General features: G+C 57.2%; 20 protein-coding genes. 17 read left to right on the plus strand and 3 right to left on the minus strand.

Annotation, left to right across the window (positions count from 1 at the left end):
• The first annotated feature begins 13 nt into the window (after window positions 1-13).
• The 3 genes from ACNKH3_RS10695 (at window position 14) to ACNKH3_RS10705 (ending at window position 1,705) form a co-directional block, all read left to right on the plus strand.
• Window positions 14-208 (plus strand): hypothetical protein, encoded by a 195-nt coding sequence (locus ACNKH3_RS10695; protein ID WP_417916198.1) that lies wholly within the window; start codon window positions 14-16, stop codon window positions 206-208.
• A 315-nt stretch (window positions 209-523) separates the two neighbouring features.
• The gene (locus ACNKH3_RS10700; protein ID WP_417916199.1) at window positions 524-646 is read left to right on the plus strand and encodes a hypothetical protein; all 123 of its coding nucleotides are present in this window, start codon (window positions 524-526) and stop codon (window positions 644-646) included.
• Between the two features lie 231 nt (window positions 647-877).
• Window positions 878-1,705: a carbonic anhydrase gene (locus tag ACNKH3_RS10705; RefSeq protein WP_417916200.1), complete on the plus strand. Its 828-nt coding sequence runs from the start codon at window positions 878-880 to the stop codon at window positions 1,703-1,705.
• Between the two features lie 72 nt (window positions 1,706-1,777).
• On the opposite strand, the gene dapB is transcribed toward ACNKH3_RS10705, so the two are convergent.
• Together dapB and dauA are read right to left on the minus strand one after the other, a co-directional pair.
• On the minus strand, window positions 1,778-2,590 hold the full coding sequence (gene dapB, locus ACNKH3_RS10710) for a 4-hydroxy-tetrahydrodipicolinate reductase (protein WP_417916202.1): 813 nt from the start codon (window positions 2,588-2,590) through the stop codon (window positions 1,778-1,780).
• Window positions 2,591-2,716: 126 nt separating this feature from the next.
• Window positions 2,717-4,408, minus strand: a complete 1,692-nt coding sequence (dauA, locus tag ACNKH3_RS10715) for a C4-dicarboxylic acid transporter DauA (RefSeq protein WP_417916203.1) — start codon at window positions 4,406-4,408, stop codon at window positions 2,717-2,719.
• A gap of 234 nt (window positions 4,409-4,642) precedes the next feature.
• Between dauA and ACNKH3_RS10720 the strand changes: the two genes are divergently transcribed.
• The 13 genes from ACNKH3_RS10720 to ACNKH3_RS10780 all read left to right on the plus strand — a co-directional run bounded on the left by ACNKH3_RS10720 (window position 4,643) and on the right by ACNKH3_RS10780 (window position 15,323).
• The gene (locus ACNKH3_RS10720) at window positions 4,643-5,878 is read left to right on the plus strand and encodes an aspartate kinase (RefSeq protein ID WP_420209240.1); all 1,236 of its coding nucleotides are present in this window, start codon (window positions 4,643-4,645) and stop codon (window positions 5,876-5,878) included.
• A gap of 234 nt (window positions 5,879-6,112) precedes the next feature.
• The gene (gene rpmH, locus ACNKH3_RS10725) at window positions 6,113-6,250 is read left to right on the plus strand and encodes a 50S ribosomal protein L34 (protein WP_420209241.1); all 138 of its coding nucleotides are present in this window, start codon (window positions 6,113-6,115) and stop codon (window positions 6,248-6,250) included.
• 5 nt (window positions 6,251-6,255) lie between these two features.
• Window positions 6,256-6,618, plus strand: a complete 363-nt coding sequence (rnpA, locus tag ACNKH3_RS10730; protein ID WP_420209242.1) for a ribonuclease P protein component — start codon at window positions 6,256-6,258, stop codon at window positions 6,616-6,618.
• Window positions 6,602-6,847: a membrane protein insertion efficiency factor YidD gene (gene yidD, locus ACNKH3_RS10735; protein WP_420209243.1), complete on the plus strand. Its 246-nt coding sequence runs from the start codon at window positions 6,602-6,604 to the stop codon at window positions 6,845-6,847. The genes rnpA and yidD overlap by 17 nt, the downstream gene beginning before the upstream one ends.
• A 59-nt stretch (window positions 6,848-6,906) precedes the next feature.
• Window positions 6,907-8,550 carry a membrane protein insertase YidC gene (yidC, locus tag ACNKH3_RS10740; protein WP_420209244.1) on the plus strand — a complete coding sequence of 548 codons (1,644 nt, stop codon included), beginning with the start codon at window positions 6,907-6,909 and terminating at the stop codon, window positions 8,548-8,550.
• A 10-nt stretch (window positions 8,551-8,560) separates the two neighbouring features.
• Window positions 8,561-9,478 (plus strand): Jag N-terminal domain-containing protein, encoded by a 918-nt coding sequence (locus ACNKH3_RS10745; RefSeq protein WP_420209245.1) that lies wholly within the window; start codon window positions 8,561-8,563, stop codon window positions 9,476-9,478.
• Window positions 9,456-10,850 (plus strand): tRNA uridine-5-carboxymethylaminomethyl(34) synthesis GTPase MnmE, encoded by a 1,395-nt coding sequence (mnmE, locus tag ACNKH3_RS10750; RefSeq protein ID WP_420209246.1) that lies wholly within the window; start codon window positions 9,456-9,458, stop codon window positions 10,848-10,850. Before ACNKH3_RS10745 ends, mnmE begins: the two co-directional genes overlap by 23 nt.
• A 69-nt stretch (window positions 10,851-10,919) precedes the next feature.
• Complete coding sequence (locus ACNKH3_RS10755) at window positions 10,920-11,408, plus strand: hypothetical protein (protein ID WP_420209247.1); 489 nt, start codon at window positions 10,920-10,922, stop codon at window positions 11,406-11,408.
• A gap of 34 nt (window positions 11,409-11,442) precedes the next feature.
• A complete protein-coding gene (locus ACNKH3_RS10760) occupies window positions 11,443-11,676 on the plus strand; it encodes a hypothetical protein (protein ID WP_420209248.1) in 234 nt (77 codons plus the stop codon).
• Between the two features lie 3 nt (window positions 11,677-11,679).
• Window positions 11,680-13,593, plus strand: a complete 1,914-nt coding sequence (locus tag ACNKH3_RS10765; RefSeq protein WP_420209249.1) for an HAD-IA family hydrolase — start codon at window positions 11,680-11,682, stop codon at window positions 13,591-13,593.
• Window positions 13,593-13,847: a type II toxin-antitoxin system HicA family toxin gene (locus ACNKH3_RS10770; RefSeq protein WP_420209250.1), complete on the plus strand. Its 255-nt coding sequence runs from the start codon at window positions 13,593-13,595 to the stop codon at window positions 13,845-13,847. The genes ACNKH3_RS10765 and ACNKH3_RS10770 overlap by 1 nt, the downstream gene beginning before the upstream one ends.
• The gene (locus tag ACNKH3_RS10775) at window positions 13,844-14,182 is read left to right on the plus strand and encodes a type II toxin-antitoxin system HicB family antitoxin (protein ID WP_420209251.1); all 339 of its coding nucleotides are present in this window, start codon (window positions 13,844-13,846) and stop codon (window positions 14,180-14,182) included. The genes ACNKH3_RS10770 and ACNKH3_RS10775 overlap by 4 nt, the downstream gene beginning before the upstream one ends.
• Window positions 14,183-14,255: 73 nt before the next feature.
• The gene (locus tag ACNKH3_RS10780; protein ID WP_420209252.1) at window positions 14,256-15,323 is read left to right on the plus strand and encodes a pyridoxal phosphate-dependent aminotransferase; all 1,068 of its coding nucleotides are present in this window, start codon (window positions 14,256-14,258) and stop codon (window positions 15,321-15,323) included.
• A gap of 89 nt (window positions 15,324-15,412) precedes the next feature.
• Here ACNKH3_RS10780 and ACNKH3_RS10785 read toward each other — a convergent pair whose 3' ends face one another.
• Window positions 15,413-16,678: a DUF5677 domain-containing protein gene (locus ACNKH3_RS10785; RefSeq protein ID WP_420209253.1), complete on the minus strand. Its 1,266-nt coding sequence runs from the start codon at window positions 16,676-16,678 to the stop codon at window positions 15,413-15,415.
• 237 nt (window positions 16,679-16,915) lie between these two features.
• On the opposite strand from ACNKH3_RS10785, the gene hisD reads away from it, so the two are divergent.
• Entirely contained in the window at window positions 16,916-18,211 is a 1,296-nt protein-coding gene (gene hisD, locus ACNKH3_RS10790; RefSeq protein WP_420209254.1) for a histidinol dehydrogenase, read from the plus strand.
• The last annotated feature ends 37 nt before the right edge of the window (window positions 18,212-18,248 follow it).

An 18,248-nucleotide genomic window follows, 5' to 3' on the forward strand; every position in this document is an offset into this window, starting at 1 on the left:
GGAGAAAAAAATCATGAAGAAAAAAATGCGGCTTTTGTTCGCCTCGCTGGCTGCGGCGGGCTTTTTGAGCGGCTGCTACTATTATCCGCCGCCGCCTCCAGGGCCGGGACCGGCTGTGATTCTGCCTGCGCCGCACCCGCTGCCGCCGCCGCACATCGTCGTTCCGGCACCTCCTCCTCCCCCGCCGCCCGTTTTTTTCCACCCATGACGGACGGCGGCGGAAAAAATCCAGCACCGCTGCCGAACAATGGACTGTTTCGGCAGGCCGTCCGTCGGCTTGAGCGTCCCCGCTGACGGGATTGGTGTCAGCGTCTGTTGTTTCCTCATGCACATAAGAAGGAGAAAAACATGAAAAAAGTTCTGACACAACTGCTGGTGCTGGCAGCGGCTCTCAGCTTCCTCGGCGGCTGCTGCGTGCTGCCTCCGCCCCCGTATCCTCCGCCTCCGCATCATTACTGATCTGAGCGGAGCCAAAAGTTCCTTTACCTCATAACCTATAACAGGAATCGCTATGAAAAACCTCATGAAAGTGACCCTCACACTGCTGGCCGCCCTCTGTCTCCTTTCCGCCTGCATGGTGCATCCTTATGACCACCACCGCGATCGTCGCGACGGCGGCGGAAAAGGTCAGTATCAGAACCGGTAAAATTTTTTTTCAGCAGGATTCTTTTTTAAATAAAAAAGAATCCTGTTCTGCCGCGCAAACAATGCCGCCTTCTTTCAGCTTCGCAAGAAAAGGCGGCATTATTTTTTCTCCTTGCTTGACAGCATATAGTTCTTCTGTGCTATAATGGAGATTATTTTATCTGCGCCGATAAAAAAGCCGGTCAGATTCTCTGACCGGCATCAGCCCAGCTTTTATTTCAAGGAGAACACCATGAGAAAAGGAATTATCAGAACTATTGCCGGGGCCTGCCTGCTGGCTTTGGCCGCCGCGCCTGCCGTCTTCGCCACACCCTTGACCGCAGATCAGGCTTTGGCGAAATTGAAAGAGGGCAACGAGCGCTTTGTCAGCGGCAAATCCATGCACCCGCACAGCGATGCGGCCCGGCTGATTCAGGCAGGAACGGAAAATCAGGGCGATCATGCCTATGCGACCATTATCTCCTGCTCAGATTCGCGGGTGCCGGTTGAGCGTCTTTTTGACGCAGGCATCATGGACCTTTTCATCATCCGCGTGGCCGGCAATGTGATTGACACCGACGAGGCCGGCTCGATAGAGTACGGTCTGGCCCATGTCAACACCCCGGTTTTCCTCGTGCTGGGCCATACCCAGTGCGGCGCGGTCACAGCGGTCACAGCGGCTGTGACTGGTCATGGCCATGCGCTGGAAATCAACATTCCGCCGCTGGTGGACAACATCGAGCCTGCGGTCAAGCGGGCGATGGAGCTGAACCCCAAGGCCAAAGATGCCAAGGACATTGTTCCGGCGGCCATTGTTGAGAACGTCTGGCAGGGTGTGACCGATCTCTTCATGCGGAGCGCGAAAGTGCGCGAAATGGCCAAGGAAGGCAAAGTGAAGGTGGTCGGCGCGATGTACGACGTGGGCACCGGCAAGGTGGACTGGCTGCCGGAGGATAAAGTGGCCAGCATTTTAGCTGAAGTGGAGAAAAATCCGGCCCGCCAGATGCAGGCTATGGCTGGCGGCGGCCATGACGAAGGTCACGGCGAGAAGAAGGAGAAGGAAGGCAAAAAGGGACACTGATTTCTTCCTGCTCTGACTGAATAAGGCCGGACGCGCAGAAGCTGCGTGTCCGGCCTTATTTTTTGCGGGCAATCAGAAGCTGCCCAGACCCAGCACGTCAAACATGGTGTACAAACCTTTGGGCTTATCCGCCACCCAAGCCGCAGCCAAGGCCGCGCCGCGCGCGAAGTTGTCGCGGCTGTGGGCGCGGTGAGTGATCTCAATCCGCTCGCCCGCGCCCGCGAAATAGACGGTGTGCTCGCCGACGATGTCGCCCGCCCGCACGGTCTGAATGCCGATTTCCTTGTCCGTGCGCTCGCCGATCATGCCGTGCCGCTCATACACGCCGACCTCGGCCAGATCGCGGCCCAAGCCTGCGGCGGCCATCTCGCCTAAGCGGAGCGCGGTGCCGGAGGGCGCGTCCTTCTTCATCCGGTGATGCGCCTCGACAATCTCCACATCGTAGGCATCGCCGAGCACGGCGGCGGTTTTCTCCACTAATTTGAAGAGGACGTTCACGCCCACGGCCATGTTCGGCGACTGCACGCAGGGGAAATGCCCGGCGGCAGTCTCGCGCAGCACAACGAGGTTGTCGGCGGTCAGGCCAGTGGTGCCGATCACCATCGCCCGGCCATAGTGGGCCGCAATTTTGATGAATTCCATCGTGGACTTGTGGAAGGTGAAGTCAATGATGACCTCGCCCTGCTCAATCACCGCTTCCAAGCCCGCCGCGATTTTCACGCCGTTTGCGCCGAAGCCCGCGACTTCGCCCGCATCCTTGCCCACAAAGGGGCTGTCGGCCTGCTCAAAGGCCGCGCTCAAGGTCAGGCCGGGGTGCTGCCGCACCATGTCGCAGATGCGGCGGCCCATGCGTCCGGCTGCTCCGGCTACAATTACTTTAGTCATAATTTTTTTTTCGTGTGCTGATTCCTGAGGCGCCCTTCACGTTCCGCCTTTTGACAAAGGCAGTTCAGTATAAACTTGGAACTGCCTTTGTCAACTGGAAAAATTCATCAGGCCGCCAAAGCCGGCTCAGAGCATTTTCCTCGCCTTGGCGATTCCCTCCGCCAGCGTGCGGGAAAACTCTACTTTTCCTGACTTCTTCCGCAGCCCGGCCCGGCGCAGCTTGAGGATCATCTGCGGCTGAAGGCCGCTGACGATCAGCCCCACTCCGTTTTTTTGCAAATTCCGGCTGATGGACTCCATCGCCACGATAGCGCTCATGTCAATCATGTTCACCTTGCTCATGTCCAGCACAACTGCGCGCACATCGGGCGTGACAGAGGTGATGTTCTTCATCGCCTTCTGCGCCGAGCCGAAGAAAAGCGGCCCGTTGATGTCGTAGACCGCGACGGACGCGGGCAGCTCGCCCAGCTCGGCGCGGCCTTGAACTTTAGTCGCGGTGGTCAGGCTGATGCTGCGCTGGATGAAGAGAATTGCGGCCAGACTCATGCCCACGCCCACGGCAATTGCCATGTCGAAGAGCACGGTCAGCGAAAAACAGATCAGCAGCACGGCCACGTCGCTGCGCGGCGCGACTTTGACGGTGCGGATGAAGTGTTTGGTCTCGCTCATGTTCCACGCCACCATGAACAGCAGGGCGGCCATTGAGGCCATTGGAATGCGGGACAGCAGCGGAGCGATCAGCAGGATGGAGAGCAGAACAAAAATGCTGTGGACTGTCGCGGCCAAGGGTGTCCGTCCGCCCGCCTTGATGTTGGTCGCGGTGCGGGCGATGGCGGCGGTGGCCGGAATTCCGCCAAAAAATGGCGCGATTATGTTGCCGATGCCTTGACCGATCAGCTCGTCGTTGGAATCATGCTTGTGACCGGCGCTCATGCCGTCAGCGATCACCGAGCAGAGGAGCGATGTGATCGCGCCGAGCACAGCGATGGCGATGGCCGACGGAAAAAGGGTGTGAATCATTTTCCAGCTCAGGCCGACCGGCAAGCCGTCCGCGCCGGGCAAATTCCAAGGCCAGTCAAAGCTGGGCGCGAAGGGCGGGATGCCGTTGCCGACAACGCCTTGCAGCTCAAAATGAAAGCGGCTGCCGATGGTCGCGACGGTCAGCTCCGGACTGACCCTGCTGCACGCCCAGGCGGCGATGGAGCCGAGAATCACCGCCGCCAGATGGCTCGGCACCCGCGAGCGGAACCGCCGCCAGAGCAGCAGCGTGGCCAAGGTCAGCAGGCCGATGAGAAAATCAATCAGCCTGAAGGTGGGCGCAGCTTGAACAATCGCGCCGAGCTGCTCAAGATAGTGGCCGTCCACCGGCGCGACAGTCAGGCCGAAAAAATCTTTAATTTGAAACGTGGCGATGATCACGGCGATGCCGGAGGTGAAGCCGAGCGTGACCGGATAGGGCACCACCTCAATCAGGCTGCCGAGCCGGGCCATGCCCATGCCGATCAGCATGATGCCCGCCATCAAGCCGCTGAGAAGCAGGCCGCCGAGGCCGAACTGGTGGACTATGGGCAGCAGGACAACGACAAAGGCGGCGGTCGGGCCGGAGATGTTGATGGTCGAGCCGCCGACCAAGGAGCTGACTATGCCCGCGACAATGGCGGTGTAGAGGCCGTGCTGCGGGGCCACCCCGCTGGCGATGGCAAAAGCCATGGAAAGCGGCAGGGCGACGATGCCGACGGTCAGACCGGCCAGCACGTCAGCTTGAATGTCCGCAAAGGAGGGTTTCGCTTTGACGGTCTGGTTGAGAGCTGCAAACATGGTTTTCCTTTCCTCAAAATTTTGGGCGGGCCGGAACGGGGCCGCTCTGATCATGCGGAAAGGTTTTGAAATATAGCGCGGTTTGCCAGTCTGTAAAGAGGGATGTGCGAAAAAAGCGCAGGGCGGAAAAAGACGGAGGATTGGGCTTGCAAAAATGCTGTTCCGTTTTTAAAGTAGGGCGTTTTTTTGAACATGTCATCGCATCCTCCAACCTTCAACCAACCAGTTACAGCTATGGCGCTGATCGTGCAGAAATTCGGCGGGACCTCGGTGGGTTCCACGGAAAAGATAAAAAATGTGGCCAAGCGGGTGCTGCGTTATCAGCAGCAGGGTCACCAAGTGGTCGTGGTGCTGTCGGCCATGTCCGGCCAGACCGACCGGCTGCTGGGCTGGGCCGGGGAGATGCAGCGGCTGCCTGACCTCCGCGAGACCGACATGCTTTTAGCCACCGGCGAGCAGGTGACGATTGCCCTTTTCGCGATGGCGATGAAGGAGGCAGGCTGCGACGCAGTCTCGCTGCTCGGCGATCAGGTGCGGATACTCACCGATGCCATGCACACCAAGGCCCGCATCCGCGAGATCGAGACCGGCCTGATCCGCAGGCATCTTGACGCAGGGCGGGTTGTTGTTGTCGCCGGCTTCCAAGGGGTCACGGCGGAGGGCGAGATCACCACGCTGGGCCGTGGCGGCTCCGACACCACCGCCGTGGCGCTGGCCGCCGCGCTCAAGGCCGACAGCTGCGAGATTTACACTGATGTTGAGGGCGTGTACACCACCGACCCCAACATCTGCGCTCAGGCGCGCAAAATCAAGATGATCACCTATGACGAAATGCTGGAGCTGGCCAGCCTCGGCGCCAAGGTGCTGGAAATCCGCTCCGTGGGCTTGGCCAAACGCTACAAGGTTCCGCTGCATGTTCGTTCCACTTTTTCAGAAAACGAAGGCACTTGGGTCGTCGAGGAGGACAGACTTATGGAGTCCATGCTGGTCTCAGGCATCACCTACAGCAGAAAGGAAGCGCGCATCACCATCAAGGCTGTGCCGGATCAGCCCGGCGTTGCGTCAAAAATTTTCCTGCCCATCTCCAACGCGGGCATTTTGGTGGACATGATCCTTCAGAACACGCGGGAAGGGCAGCTGACTGACATCACCTTCACTGTGCTGCGGACAGATTATCTGCGAACTATGGAGATTCTGAAGCAGACAGCAGCGGAAATAGGAGCGGAGTCAGTGAGCAGCGACGAGTCCATCGCCAAGATTTCCATTGTCGGCGTGGGAATGCGCAATCACTCCGGCATCGCCTCGACCATGTTTCAGGTCATGGCCAATGAGGGCATCAACATCATGATGATCGCCACCTCGGAGATCAAGGTTTCCTGCATCATCGCTGAAAAATACACCGAGCTGGCAGTGCGTGCGCTGCATTCGGCCTTTGCCTTGGACAAGGTGAATCAGCCGACTGAGGAATAACGGTTTGTCCGGCGGGGCTTGTCCGACGGGAAATAATTTGACAGCCCCGCCGCCGCTGAGTAAAATAAAAAATTTCAATTCACGACGGCGGCCTCTGTCTGCCCGTATTGTGCACACCGCAGCTCTCCCTGTCCATGAAAACATTGCCCGTGCAGCGGGATTTCTGAGAAAGGCGGCAGGACAGCGGCGGGCGCAGGCCCGGAACATTCAACATCAGCATCAGGAACCCAGATCATGAGCAAGAGAACATTTCAGCCCAGCAATATCAAACGCGCCCGCACTCACGGCTTCCGCGCCCGCATGAGAACTCACTCCGGCCAGGCCGTGATCAGACGGCGGCGGGCCAAGGGACGGAAGCGGCTCTCCGCCTGATCCGCATGAAACGCTTCGCTCTGCCCAAATCCAGCCTGCTCAGGAAGAGCGGAGAGTTCAATCTGGTTTACCGGCAGGGCAGGCGGCTGCGCGGGCCAGGTTTCCTGCTGGTCTGCTGCGGCAGCGGCCTGCCGGGCAGCCGCCTTGGCATCAGCGTTCCGGCCAAAACCGGCGGCGCAGTGCGCCGCAACCGGATCAAGCGGCTCGTCCGCGAAACCTTCCGTCTGCACCGGGACATCTTTCCCAGCTCCAGCGACATCGTTTTCGCGGTGCGGCCTGAATTCACCCTTGATGGCCTGAACGAGGTGCGGGCGGCGGTGGCGGAGCTGACCGGCCTGCCGGAGCGGCACGATGCGGCAGCGGCCTGAATCTGGCCGCCGCAGTCTGGCAGCGCGAGGCTGCCTGCTGCTGGTGCGGGGCTATCAGCTCTGCATATCTCCGCTCTTTCCGCCTTGCTGCCGCTACATCCCCACCTGCTCTGAATACGCGGTGCAAGCACTGACCCGCCACGGCGCAGCGCGGGGCAGCCTGCTGGCCTTGCGGCGCATCCTGCGCTGCCATCCCTTCGCCGCAGGCGGCTATGATCCGGTTGAATAACGCCGCAGAACCGCCGCTGTTCCGCCGGACCTTTCCTTTTCAACCGACACAACACAACAATGGACACCTACCGGGCCATACTGGCCATCATTCTTTCCATGCTCATCCTGCTGGGCTGGCAGTATTTATTTCCGCCGCCCAAGCCGGTCGCGCCTCTTGAGGGGCAGCAGCGGAGCGCAGCCCAGTCCGCCGCAGTTCCGGCGCAGCCGCAGGAGCAGGCAGCGTCCATGCCCGCCGCAGCGCAAGTAGCAGTCAATGCCGACGCACGCGAGATCAACGTGGAAACCCCTCTTTACAAGGCGGTCTTCTTCGAGCAGGGCGGCGGCCTGAAGAGCTTCATTCTCAAGAATTACCGCCAGGCGCGGGATAAAAACGCGCCGCCGGTGGAGCTGATCACGGTCAGCAATCCGGCGGACTTGCCGATGACCTTCACTCTGGACGGCGGCGCGGCTCAGGAGCTGCCGCTCTTCAAGGCGGAGAAAACAGCGGTCAGCCTCACGCAGGGCGACAGCAGCCTGATGCTGCGGGCTGAGCTGGCTGGCGGCCTGCGCATTGAACGCAAGCTGACTTTTCATGCCGACAGCTACCTGATCGGCAGCGTCACCACCGTGAGCAACAGCGGCGCAGCTCCGGCGCAGCTGCTTCCGGCCCTGTCCATGAGCAATGGGCCGTTCACCGCCGGGGCCAGCAACGGCCTTTTCAGCGGCCCCACGGTCTATGTCAACAAACAGCTCCGTGAAATCGCGCTGAAAGAGCTGGCGCAAGGGCCGCTGCTGGTGCAGGGCGAAGTCGGCTGGGCCGGGCACATGGACAGCTATTTCATGCTCACCCTGCTGCCGGAAAAGAGCGGCAGCGGCAGCATCAGCGTCAGCCGCTCCGGCGAGCAGAACATCCGCACTGTGCTTGCTGAGAGCCAGAAAGAGCTGGCTCCCGGCGCGTCCGCCGTCTTCGAGCACGAGGGCTATTTCGGCCCGAAAAAGCTCTCCCTGCTGAAAGAGGTCGGCTACGAGCTGGAAGAGACGATCAACTTCGGCTGGTTTGGCCCGCTGGCCAAGCCGATGCTCTGGCTGCTCAACTTCTTCCACAGCATCTTCGGCAATTACGGCATCGCCATCATCCTGCTCACCTGCGCGGTCAAAGGGGCCTTCTGGCCGGTGACGCACAAGGGCATGAAGTCGATGAAGAACATGCAGAAGATTCAGCCCAAGGTCGCCAAGCTGCGCGAGAAGTTCAAGGACGACCCGGTGAAGATGAATCAGGAGATGATGGCCATGTACAAGACGTACAAGGTCAATCCGCTCGGCGGCTGCCTGCCGATGCTGATCCAGATTCCCTTTTTCTTTGCCCTTTACAAGGTGCTGATGGCGGCCATCGAGCTGCGCCACGCGCCCTTCATGCTCTGGATCAACGACCTGTCCGCGCCGGACCGGCTGATGATCGGCTTTGAGATCCCTTGGCTGCACGGCATCCCGGTGCTCACCCTGCTGATGGGCGGCACCATGTTTCTTCAGCAGAAGATGACCCCGACCACTGCCGACCCGCAGCAGGCCAAGATGATGCAGATGATGCCGGTCATTTTCACGGTCATGTTTGTCAATTTCGCCTCCGGGCTGGTGCTTTACTGGTTTGTCAGCAACCTGCTTTCGATTCTCCAGCAGCAGCTGATCAACCGGCAGACCGCCGCCGAGGCCGTCCTGAATTGAGGAATTTATCATGGCAAAAGAACAGGATTTCTACGGCGGCAACGTTGCCGCCGCGATTGCCAATGCCTGCAAGGAGCTGTCCGCCTCGCAGGAAGAGCTGACTATAGAAGTGCTGGAGACCGGCTCGCCCGGCATCTTCGGCCTCTGCCGGAAACGGGCGCGGATCAGAGTGAGCCGCAAAGGGCAGCCCAAGCCCGCTGCTGAGGCTGTGCGCCCGGAAACGGAGGCAGCAGCTCCGCAGCTTGAATCTGCCCCGGCCAAGGAGCTGCCGAAGAAAAAAGAGCAGCGGCCTGCCAAGGAGCGGAAAAAGCCTGTTCCCAAGCCGCAGCCGGAGAAGGCGGAACAACCGCAACAGGCCGAACCGGAAAGCAAAGCGGCTCCGGCGGAAGAACTTGGCCCTTACGTGCCGCCGACAGCCGAAGCTCTTGAAGCGGTGCGGCAGGACGTGGCCAAGCTGCTGGAGCTGATGAGCTGCCCTTCCACAGTGACCGTGGAGCTGGACAACCAGACCGTGGCCTGCAAGATCAGCGGCGAGCATCAGGACGCGCTGACCGGGCAGGAAGGCCGCACCTTGGACAGCCTCCAGTATTTGCTGCGGAAAATGACCACCCGCCTGCTGCCCGACCGCACCAAGCTCGCGCTGGAGGTCGGCGACTACCGCGAGCGGCGGATCGAAGAGCTGAAAAAACGGGTGCTGGAGCTGGCCGCCCAAGTGCGCGAGAACGGCATGACGCAGGCCATTCCCGCGCTCAATCCTTCGGAGCGGCGGGCGGTGCACATGCTTTTGCAGGACGACAAGGAGGTGCGCAGTCGCTCGGTCGGCGAGGGGCTGTTCAAAAAGGTGCTGATTTACAAGCCGGGCAAAAAGAAGCCGTTCCCGCGCAAGGGCGGCAAAGGGCAGCAGAATGACGGCCCGGCTGAAGACTGAGGATACCATCGCCGCCATAGCCACAGCTCCGGGCAGCGGCGGCATCGGCATCGTCCGCATCAGCGGGCCGGAGGCGGAAGGCATTCTGCGGCGGTTGTTCGTGCCGCAGCGTCCGCAGAACGCTTGGCAAAGCCACCGCCTCTGCTACGGCAAGGTGCTTGACCGCAGCGGCGCGGTGCTGGATGAGGCGATGGCCGTTTTGATGCGCGCGCCGCACAGCTACACCTGCGAGGACGTGGCGGAAATTCAGAGCCACGGCAGCTGGCCGGTTTTGCAGGCTATTCTTGCGGAGACAATCGCCGCCGGAGCACGCCCTGCCGAGCCGGGAGAGTTCACCAAGCGGGCCTTTCTCGCCGGGCGAATTGACCTCACCCGTGCTGAAGCGGTGGCCGATTTGATCGAGGCCCGCACCGCCGCCAGCGCGAAGTTGGCGACCGAGCATCTGCAAGGCGCGTTGTACGAGCGGATCAGCGCGGTGCGCGACGCGCTGGTTGAGCTGCTGGCGCAGGTCGAGGTGGCGATTGATTTTCCCGATGATGCCGCCGAGATATTGGAAAGCGGCCCGCTGCTGGAACTGCTGCGGACGCGGGCGGCGCAGCCTTTGCGGCAGCTGCTGGCCTTGGCCGAGCAGGGCCGAGTTTTCCGCGAGGGCCTCAAGGTGGTGATCGCCGGGCGGCCTAATGTCGGCAAATCCAGCCTGCTCAACGCCCTGCTGCGCGAGGAGCGCGCCTTGGTTGCCGATCTGCCTGGCACCACCCGCGACACCATCGAGGAGCTGATTTCGGTGCGCGGCATTCCAGTGCATCTGGTTGACACAGCGGGCATCCGCGAGCACGCTGATACGGTGGAAGGTCTGGGCATCGAACGGGCGCGGCGCAAAGTCGAGCAGGCGGATTTGGTGCTGCTGGTGCTGGATGCCTCGCAGGTGCTGACCGCCGCTGACCGCGAGCTGCATCAGTCGCTGGCGGGCAAAAAGCGTATTTTGGTGCTGAACAAAGTGGACGCGGCGGACAACGGCCTGCTGGAGCGGATCAGCCATGAATTTGCTGGAGAAATGCAGGTGCGGACAGCGGCTAAGAGCAGCGGCGGCATCGAGGCCCTGCTGGATGCTGTCTGGCAGGCAGCGATGGGCAGCGGTGAGGGTATGGACGAGCAGCCCGCCTGTGCGCCCAATCTTCGCCACAAGCTGATTTTAGAGAAAACTTTGGCCGCCTGCGCTCAAATTGAGGCGACCCTGCTGGCGGGCGAGCCTGCCGACCTGCTGGCCGTTGACCTCCAGACCGCCCTTGATCATCTTGCCGACATCGTCGGCCTGACCACGCCGGATGACGTGCTGGATGCGGTGTTTTCTAAGTTTTGTATTGGGAAGTAGAAACGACGTTCATTCGCTAAGGCGTTGGAATGAGAAAATAGCCGCAATACTAAAGAATAGTGTAACATTATGAGCACAGTGAACACAGAACAAATAAATTTTGATGATATTCCTGATAATTTTCGTTTGATGCTGCATGACGACAGGATTTCATTAGAAAATGAAACATACTTTTTTGCTGATATATTCTCTGTTGTTAAAGTGATTGAGAAACGTACTTTATCGGGTTATTTCATAAACTTTATTTCGGCATTGTTTTTATTAATCTTGTTTGCAACGGTTATAGATAGTTATAGCCACCATATTTCGTGGTGGTGGTATCCTGTTATTCTTTACTTCATAATTACATTTTTTAAATGTATTTCTGTTGGAAATGAATCAAGAAAATTTTATTTAATTCTTAATACAAGATTAGGTGTCGAGAAAATTTATTTATACGAACACGATGGCGTTGAATACGGTGCTAAAAAAGCAAGATTGTATATTGATGTTTTGGCAAGAGAACTACATAAACGTTTATCATCATTTCCGCGCTCCAACGTAGGAGGGCAGAAATAAGGTTAGAAACATAGCGATAATTGAACATCATTTGATGCCTATTCAAGTTGAAAAGACGGCAAACCTTGAGCATTTTGAAGAACCGTTCATTGGCATGTGGCGTGATCGTGATGACATGCGCGACAGTTCAGACTGGGTCAGGAAGACTCGAAATAGCGAATGGAAAATTGATGCCTCGCGAGGAATTCATGAAGCGTCGGAGTGTCTTGACAAAACACCGATTCATCGGCGAACTGAACCTTATGTCATATCCGCTGCAAAGCAGTAAACCATGCAATTAAATAACATCCTCTGGCTGCCAGACGAAATCAAGGCCATCCTTTTCGACATGGACGGCGTTCTTTTAGACAGCCTCGGTCTTGACCTGTCCATCTGCGGCGAGCTGCTGAAAAAACACCTTGGCCGGTCGGTGCATCTTTCAAAAGAGTTCATTCGCTCTATCTTCGCATATCATCCGCCGGAATTTTGGCGGCGAATTTTCGCCTTTATCGAGACCAAGCATGGCATCACTGCGGCAGATGCCGTGCAGGACGCTGTTCTTGCTGAATACAATCAGGCCCGCAACGAGGCAGTATTTCCGGTCAATCCGGGCATTATCGAGATTCTTGCCGCCTGCCGGGCGCAGGGCATCAAAACAGCGGTGGTTTCTAATAACCCGACCGAAGATGTGCGCAAGATTGTCACGCAGTCCGGCATTGCCGTGTATTTCGACTTGATTGTCGGCAATGACCTGCACAACCTGCGGCCAAAGCCTGCGCCTGACACCTACATCTACGCCGCTAACCTCTTGGACTTTCCGCCAGCACAATGCGTCGTGATTGAAGATTCTCTGCTTGGTGCGGAGGCTGGCAGCAAAGCAAGCTGCTTCACCATTGGCGTGGCTACCGGAGGCGCAGCATTTTCTGATCTTGAGCAGTCGGATTTTATCAGAAAAGTGTATTCATCCTTCCTTCCAAATCAGATTTCCCTGCATTTCGGCACGCCGACCAAGAAAAAGCTCTTCACGCCCAATGATTTTGTCAGCCACATGGTCGAGCATATCGCATGGCGGATGGGCTGTGGCATTGATTTGTTCTGGAACAGCAATGATTGGCCGCAGCTTGGCCTTGCGCTGGGCCGGGCAATCGCCGGATTCCCCCGCCGGGCGGAGAGCGGGGCCGCGCTGGGCATGATTGACGATGGCAGCGCGGAGGTCACAGTCACCGCCGCCGTCGAGCCGGACATGCTGATTGAAACCGTGGAACAACTTGATCCAAAGTGGTTTTTCGGTCTGCGCTGCGAGCAGCTTGCCTCCAGCGCGCCGCTGCTGGAGCTGCTGCGCGGGCTGGCGCAGGGCTTGCAGGCACGACTGCACATCCGCATCTGCGGCGTGGAAGACCCGCATCATGCTTGGGAAGGCGTGTTTCGCTCGATCGGCATTGCCCTAAGCAAAATGTTTTCGCCAGAAATGCCGTTGCTTCAGACAGATACGACGACGGACAAGGCTGCTCCGGCGCACGGCATCGTGGTCGAGGAGCTGTCCGAGCAGGCCGCCGCTGTTGTCCGCACCACAGCGGAAAGCCGGGTGCGCGTGGCGGTGAGCTGCGGCGGGCACTGGCCCGGTGTGTACAGTTTTAAGGTCGGCCCGTCCATTCAGGTGAGCGGCTTCGGCGGCCTGCTGGAGGCGATGGTGCAGGAGGCGGGCTTCACGCTGGCGGTGGATTTCGTCGCCGAGCGGCTGAGTTCCAGCCATGTGGTGATGGAGGATATTGGCCTTGTGCTGGGCAAGACATTGAAAGAGCTGCTCATTCTCCGCATGAACCGCTGCGGCGTGAACGGCGCGGGCAGCAGCGTCAGCACGGCGGAAGACTTGGCCAGCCAGCCGGTGAGCGTCGGGGTGAGTGTTGAAGGGCGAAAATTCGTTAAATTCGTGCCCTTCAATAAACCGTACAGCGCGTTTCGCCAGCGGTTCCTGCTTGGTCAGGATGTCTTCGGCGGCCTCTACTCTGAAGATTTGGATGACTTTCTCGACGGCTTGGCAGGCGGGCTGGATTGCAGCATCATGATTCATATCCGGGAAAACATTGCTCCGGCGGACGGCTGGCTGCTGCTCTTCCGCCATCTCGGCAAGGCGTTGAAGGAAGTGTTTCAGGAGAATCCCTGCCGGAAAGGGATTCCGCCGGGTGTGAAGGCGACGCTGTGCTGATGAAGAAAAAGCATCAAAAAATCTTGGCGGCTATTTTCGCGCATCCAGTCAGCGGTAATATTAAGTGGCAGGATATAGAATTGTTATTTGCGGAATTAGGCGCAGAGATCAGTGAGCGTGAAGGAAGCCGGGTTGCAGTGGTGCTTTTCAATGAAGTGAGGGTGTTTCACCGTCCTCATCCCAGCCCGAACACAGACAAGGGTGCAGTCGCCAGCATACGCAATTGGCTGAAACAGCATGGAGTCAAACCATGAACATTATGACGCTGGGCAAGTATAAGGCAAAGATTGAATATGACGCTGAAACAGACATGTTCAGAGGTGAAATACTCGGTTTGAACGGCGGTGCTGATTTTTATGGCCGAACCCCTGATGAGCTGAGAAGAGAGTTCAGCAAATCTTTAGAAGTCTTCCTTGAGGTCTGCCGTGAAAAAGGCATCAGCCCTCGGCGCAGCTATTCAGGGAAGTTCAATCTCAGTATTCCGCCGGAACTGCATGAACGGCTGGCGGCAGTTGCAGAAGCCAACGGGAAGAGTTTGAGTTTACTGGCACGGGAGATTTTGCAGAAGTTTGCGCAGCAGGCCAGATAATTTAATATAATGCCAAGTGCCGGTTTATCCGCGCATTTATCAAAGATTTTTAATCAACAGCAACAAATAAACAATGCTCAAAGTCAAACCCCAAATTGCCGCGCTGTCCATCTACAGGCCGCCGTGGTCGAGTCTCGACCGCACGGCCTTTCTGCGCTTTGATCTGAACGAGAACACCCTGCCGCTGCCGGACTGCGTGAAAACCGCCCTGAAACGCTGGGTTGACGCAGACCGCATCCCGCTCTATCCTGACTACGCCGACTTCATGCCCAAGCTGGCCCGCTATGTCGGGGCGGCCCCGGAGCAGCTGCTTGTCACCAACGGCTCGGATCAGGGCATCGAGGTGGTGCTGCGCTCCTTCCTCGGCGAGGGCGACGAGCTGGTGATGGCCCAGCCCGGCTTCCCCATGTTCGGCCAGATTGCCGGAGTGATCGGGGCCAAGATCAAGGGCGTTCCCTACACGTCTGACCTCCGCTTTCCCCGGCGCGAGTTCTTTGCGGCGGTCAGTCCGGCTACAAAGCTGATTGTGCTGGTCAATCCCGACAATCCGACCGGCGTTGCCATTTCGCTGGATGTGATTGAGGAAGCCCTTGCCCTGAGGCCCGACCTGCCCGTGCTAGTGGATGAAGCCTATTTCGAGTTCACCGAAGTGACCGCCCTGCCGCTGCTGGAAAAATATCCAAATTTGATCATCCTGCGCACCTTCTCCAAGGCATTCGCGCTCGGCGGCCTGCGTTTCGGCCACATCATCGCCCAGCCGGACTTGATCACGGAATTCAGCAAGGTGCGCGGGCCGTTTGATGTCAACACCTGCGCTCTGACCGCCGCCGAAGCCCAGCTTGACGACCCGGCGGCAACATGGCGGCGGTTTCCACAGGAGGCCATGCAGCTCGCCAAGCCCTATTTGGAAGCCTTCTTCAAGGAAAACAAGGTTAAACAGTATCCCGGCGCGGCGCATTTCATGCTGGTTGAGCCGGAAGACCGCGACGGAGCCGTCGCCTTTTTGAAAGCGCGGGGCATCTTGGTGCGTCCCATGGTCGCCCCGGCGATCAAAACGACCTTTCGCATGAATGTCGGCACCTTGGAGCAGACCAAGCACTTTGCCGAAGTTTATGCGGATTATCTCCAGCAGAACCGGTGATCATACGCAGCCCGCAAGCACCCTCTGCCGGAGGCATCATAGTGTTTCTTTTTACGCATCTACCCATTGAGGGCGAGGAACAGCTCTCCTCAATATAGATTGCTTTGCGCCATACTTCGATGAGCGCGCCGAAACTCTTTCCTCGTTATCTCCGCTTGTTTGGCGATAATTTTCATAAAGACAGCTGCATCAATTAACTCGACCCCATGCAAAAGTGTGACTGTAGATAGAAGCAATGAGGCAGCCGCACAGCTACCTGGTTTTTCTAAACCGTAATCACTTGCACCAGCTAAAATTATCTCGCTTTGACTTTGAGGATGAAGTCCCAATCGAAGAAAAGTCCCTCTAACGCCAGCATGAATATTATGACTTGCTTTTCGATAAGCATAACGTACGGACGAAAGATTTACATATTCTTCGATCTGGCGAAAAGATGGCTTTTTACCTCCTAAGACAGGAAATGCCCATCCGTAGTCTTCACCGAAGTGTTTCCCATATTTTTCTATCAGTTCGACTCGTTTCCTTTCGACCTCAGATTTATACCCGCAAAATTCGATATCTTCATTTAGCTCTGGATAGCAGGATTGCTGCTGGAGTATTTCTTTATATTCCTCGATAATATGATGTTGTACATATTGATCAGCCACATAATCATCATGGTCAAATATAAATGCAGAAACTACAGATAATTCATGCAAAGACCTCCATCTGGCTTCTGCTCCGTCAGCATACCCTGATTTCAATAGACAAATAATTTCTCCTGTTATCTGACAAGCTCTACCATGCAATCTGTTTAAAACAATCCATTTTGTTTCAGAGTATACAGTTTTTTCAGCATGGAACATTTTGTCAATGTATCCAATAGATTCGATAGAAAGTATTAGCAATACCTCTAATTGAGTTATAGCTCTGCCCCAGATAGAAAGAATATCTTTTTCAAAAAACGCCTGATGTTCGCGTCGGTTATTAAGACCATATCTATATGTTCTACGAATTTGTCGAAAAAAGAATTCACCAGCATGTTCGGCAAGATTCAGCATAATGTCTGGCAAACGATCTTTGATCTTATCAATTTTTTGAAACGCTTCAGAAAAGATTTCAGACAGCACCAGCTCTACAGCTTTTTCCAGCTCTGATCTTGATTTTATTTTTGCTCGCGCTACCTGTAGGTCTGTAAGATCAAAAGTTATAGCAGGATTAGTTTCCTTCAGTTGACATCGAAGTGTTTTTAACTGTAATCGGTTAAGACGTACACCAAGGTCGGCCAGCTTATTTCTGATAATTTTCAGGAGAAATTCAGATGGTTCTAATTGAATTTGCAACTGTTTCTCTATTTTTTCCTGAATACCAAACATCTCTGTCACCTGTTGAAAAATTAACCGCGCAACATTTTGTAGTTTCTATGGAATTCGATGATTCTCTATTTAAGCCTACAGTACCTTTTTTCTCCATATTCAGCAAGAGGTTCTCTCTGCAGCACGGCAACAATCCCATTGACAAACCCGCTGCCGCGCTTTAGTTTCTGCCTGAAGCAGCAGCGGCTCGGCGGCGCAGTCGCACATCCACTTTGTTTGCAGAATAAAGGAACAACCATGAATATCAACACCTACGATCTGAACACCCTCAGCGCGGCAGACAAGGCGAGAATCCTGCGCCGCTCCGAGCTGGACATCGAGGGCTTTCAGGAGACTGTGCGGCCCATCATCAAGGCGGTGCGGGAGCGCGGCGATCAGGCTTTAGTCGAGTTCTGCGCCAAGTTTGACAAGGTGACGCTCGACCCGGCAGCCATCCAAGTGACCGAGGCGGAGTTTGAGCGGGCCGAGCGCAACTTGGAGCCGGAGATCAAGGCGATGATTGAGCGGGCAGCGGCCAACATCCGCAAGTTCCATCAGGCGCAGATGCCGGAGGAGATGTGGTTCACTGAGATCAGCGAGGGCATCTTGGCGGGCGAGAAGATCACGCCGATCACCTCAGTTGGCCTGTATGTGCCGCGCGGCAAAGGCTCGTTCCCCTCAGTCATGCTGATGCTCGGCATTCCGGCGGTGATTGCTGGCGTGCCGGAGATCGTCATCTGCACGCCGCCCACGCCCGAAGGCACGGTGGACGATGCCTCGCTCTTCACCGCCAGAGTCTGCGGCATCAAGACCGTCTATAAGACCGGCGGCGCGCAGGCGATTGCGGCGATGGCTTTCGGCACCGAAACGGTGCGGAAGGTGCATAAGGTGATCGGGCCGGGCAACGCCTACGTGTCGGCAGCGAAACGCCTGCTCTACGGCCACATTGACGTGGGCACGCCCGCAGGCCCCAGCGAGTCCATCATCCTCTGCGATGAGCAGGCTGACCCGCGCATCCCCGCCCTTGACCTGCTGATTGAGGCCGAACACGGGCCGGACTCCACTGCCTTGCTGGTGACGCATTCACGCGAGCTGGCGGACAAGGTGGCGGCTCTGCTGCCGGGCTTGATTGCTGATCTGCCGGAGAAGCGGCGCGAGTTCTGCACCACGGTGCTGGGCAACTACGGCGGCATAGTCCTCAGCAAAGACTTGGCGGAGTCCATCGCCTTTGTCAACGACTTTGCCCCGGAGCATCTGGAGGTGCTGACTGCCGAGCCGATGCTGGCCTTGCAGCAGATACGCAACGCCGGGGAAATCCTGCTCGGCCAGAACACGCCGATCTCCATCGGCAACTACGCGCTGGGCGTGAACGCCATCCTCCCGACTGGCGGCTTTGCCCGCACCTTCTCTTGCGTCACGGTCTTTGACTTCCTCAAACGCTCGTCCATCGGCTACATGTCCAAGCAGGGCTACGACAGCCTGAAGGATGTGGCGCAGACTTTCGCGGAGTACGAGGGCTTTCCTGCGCACGCGAATGCGTTGAAACGGCGTTGATTTTCTATTCGCACACAAGGAGACAAGACGATGAAAG

The sequence above is a fragment of the Candidatus Electronema sp. JC genome, assembly GCF_048287365.2.
Taxonomy (GTDB): Bacteria; Desulfobacterota; Desulfobulbia; order Desulfobulbales; family Desulfobulbaceae; genus Electronema.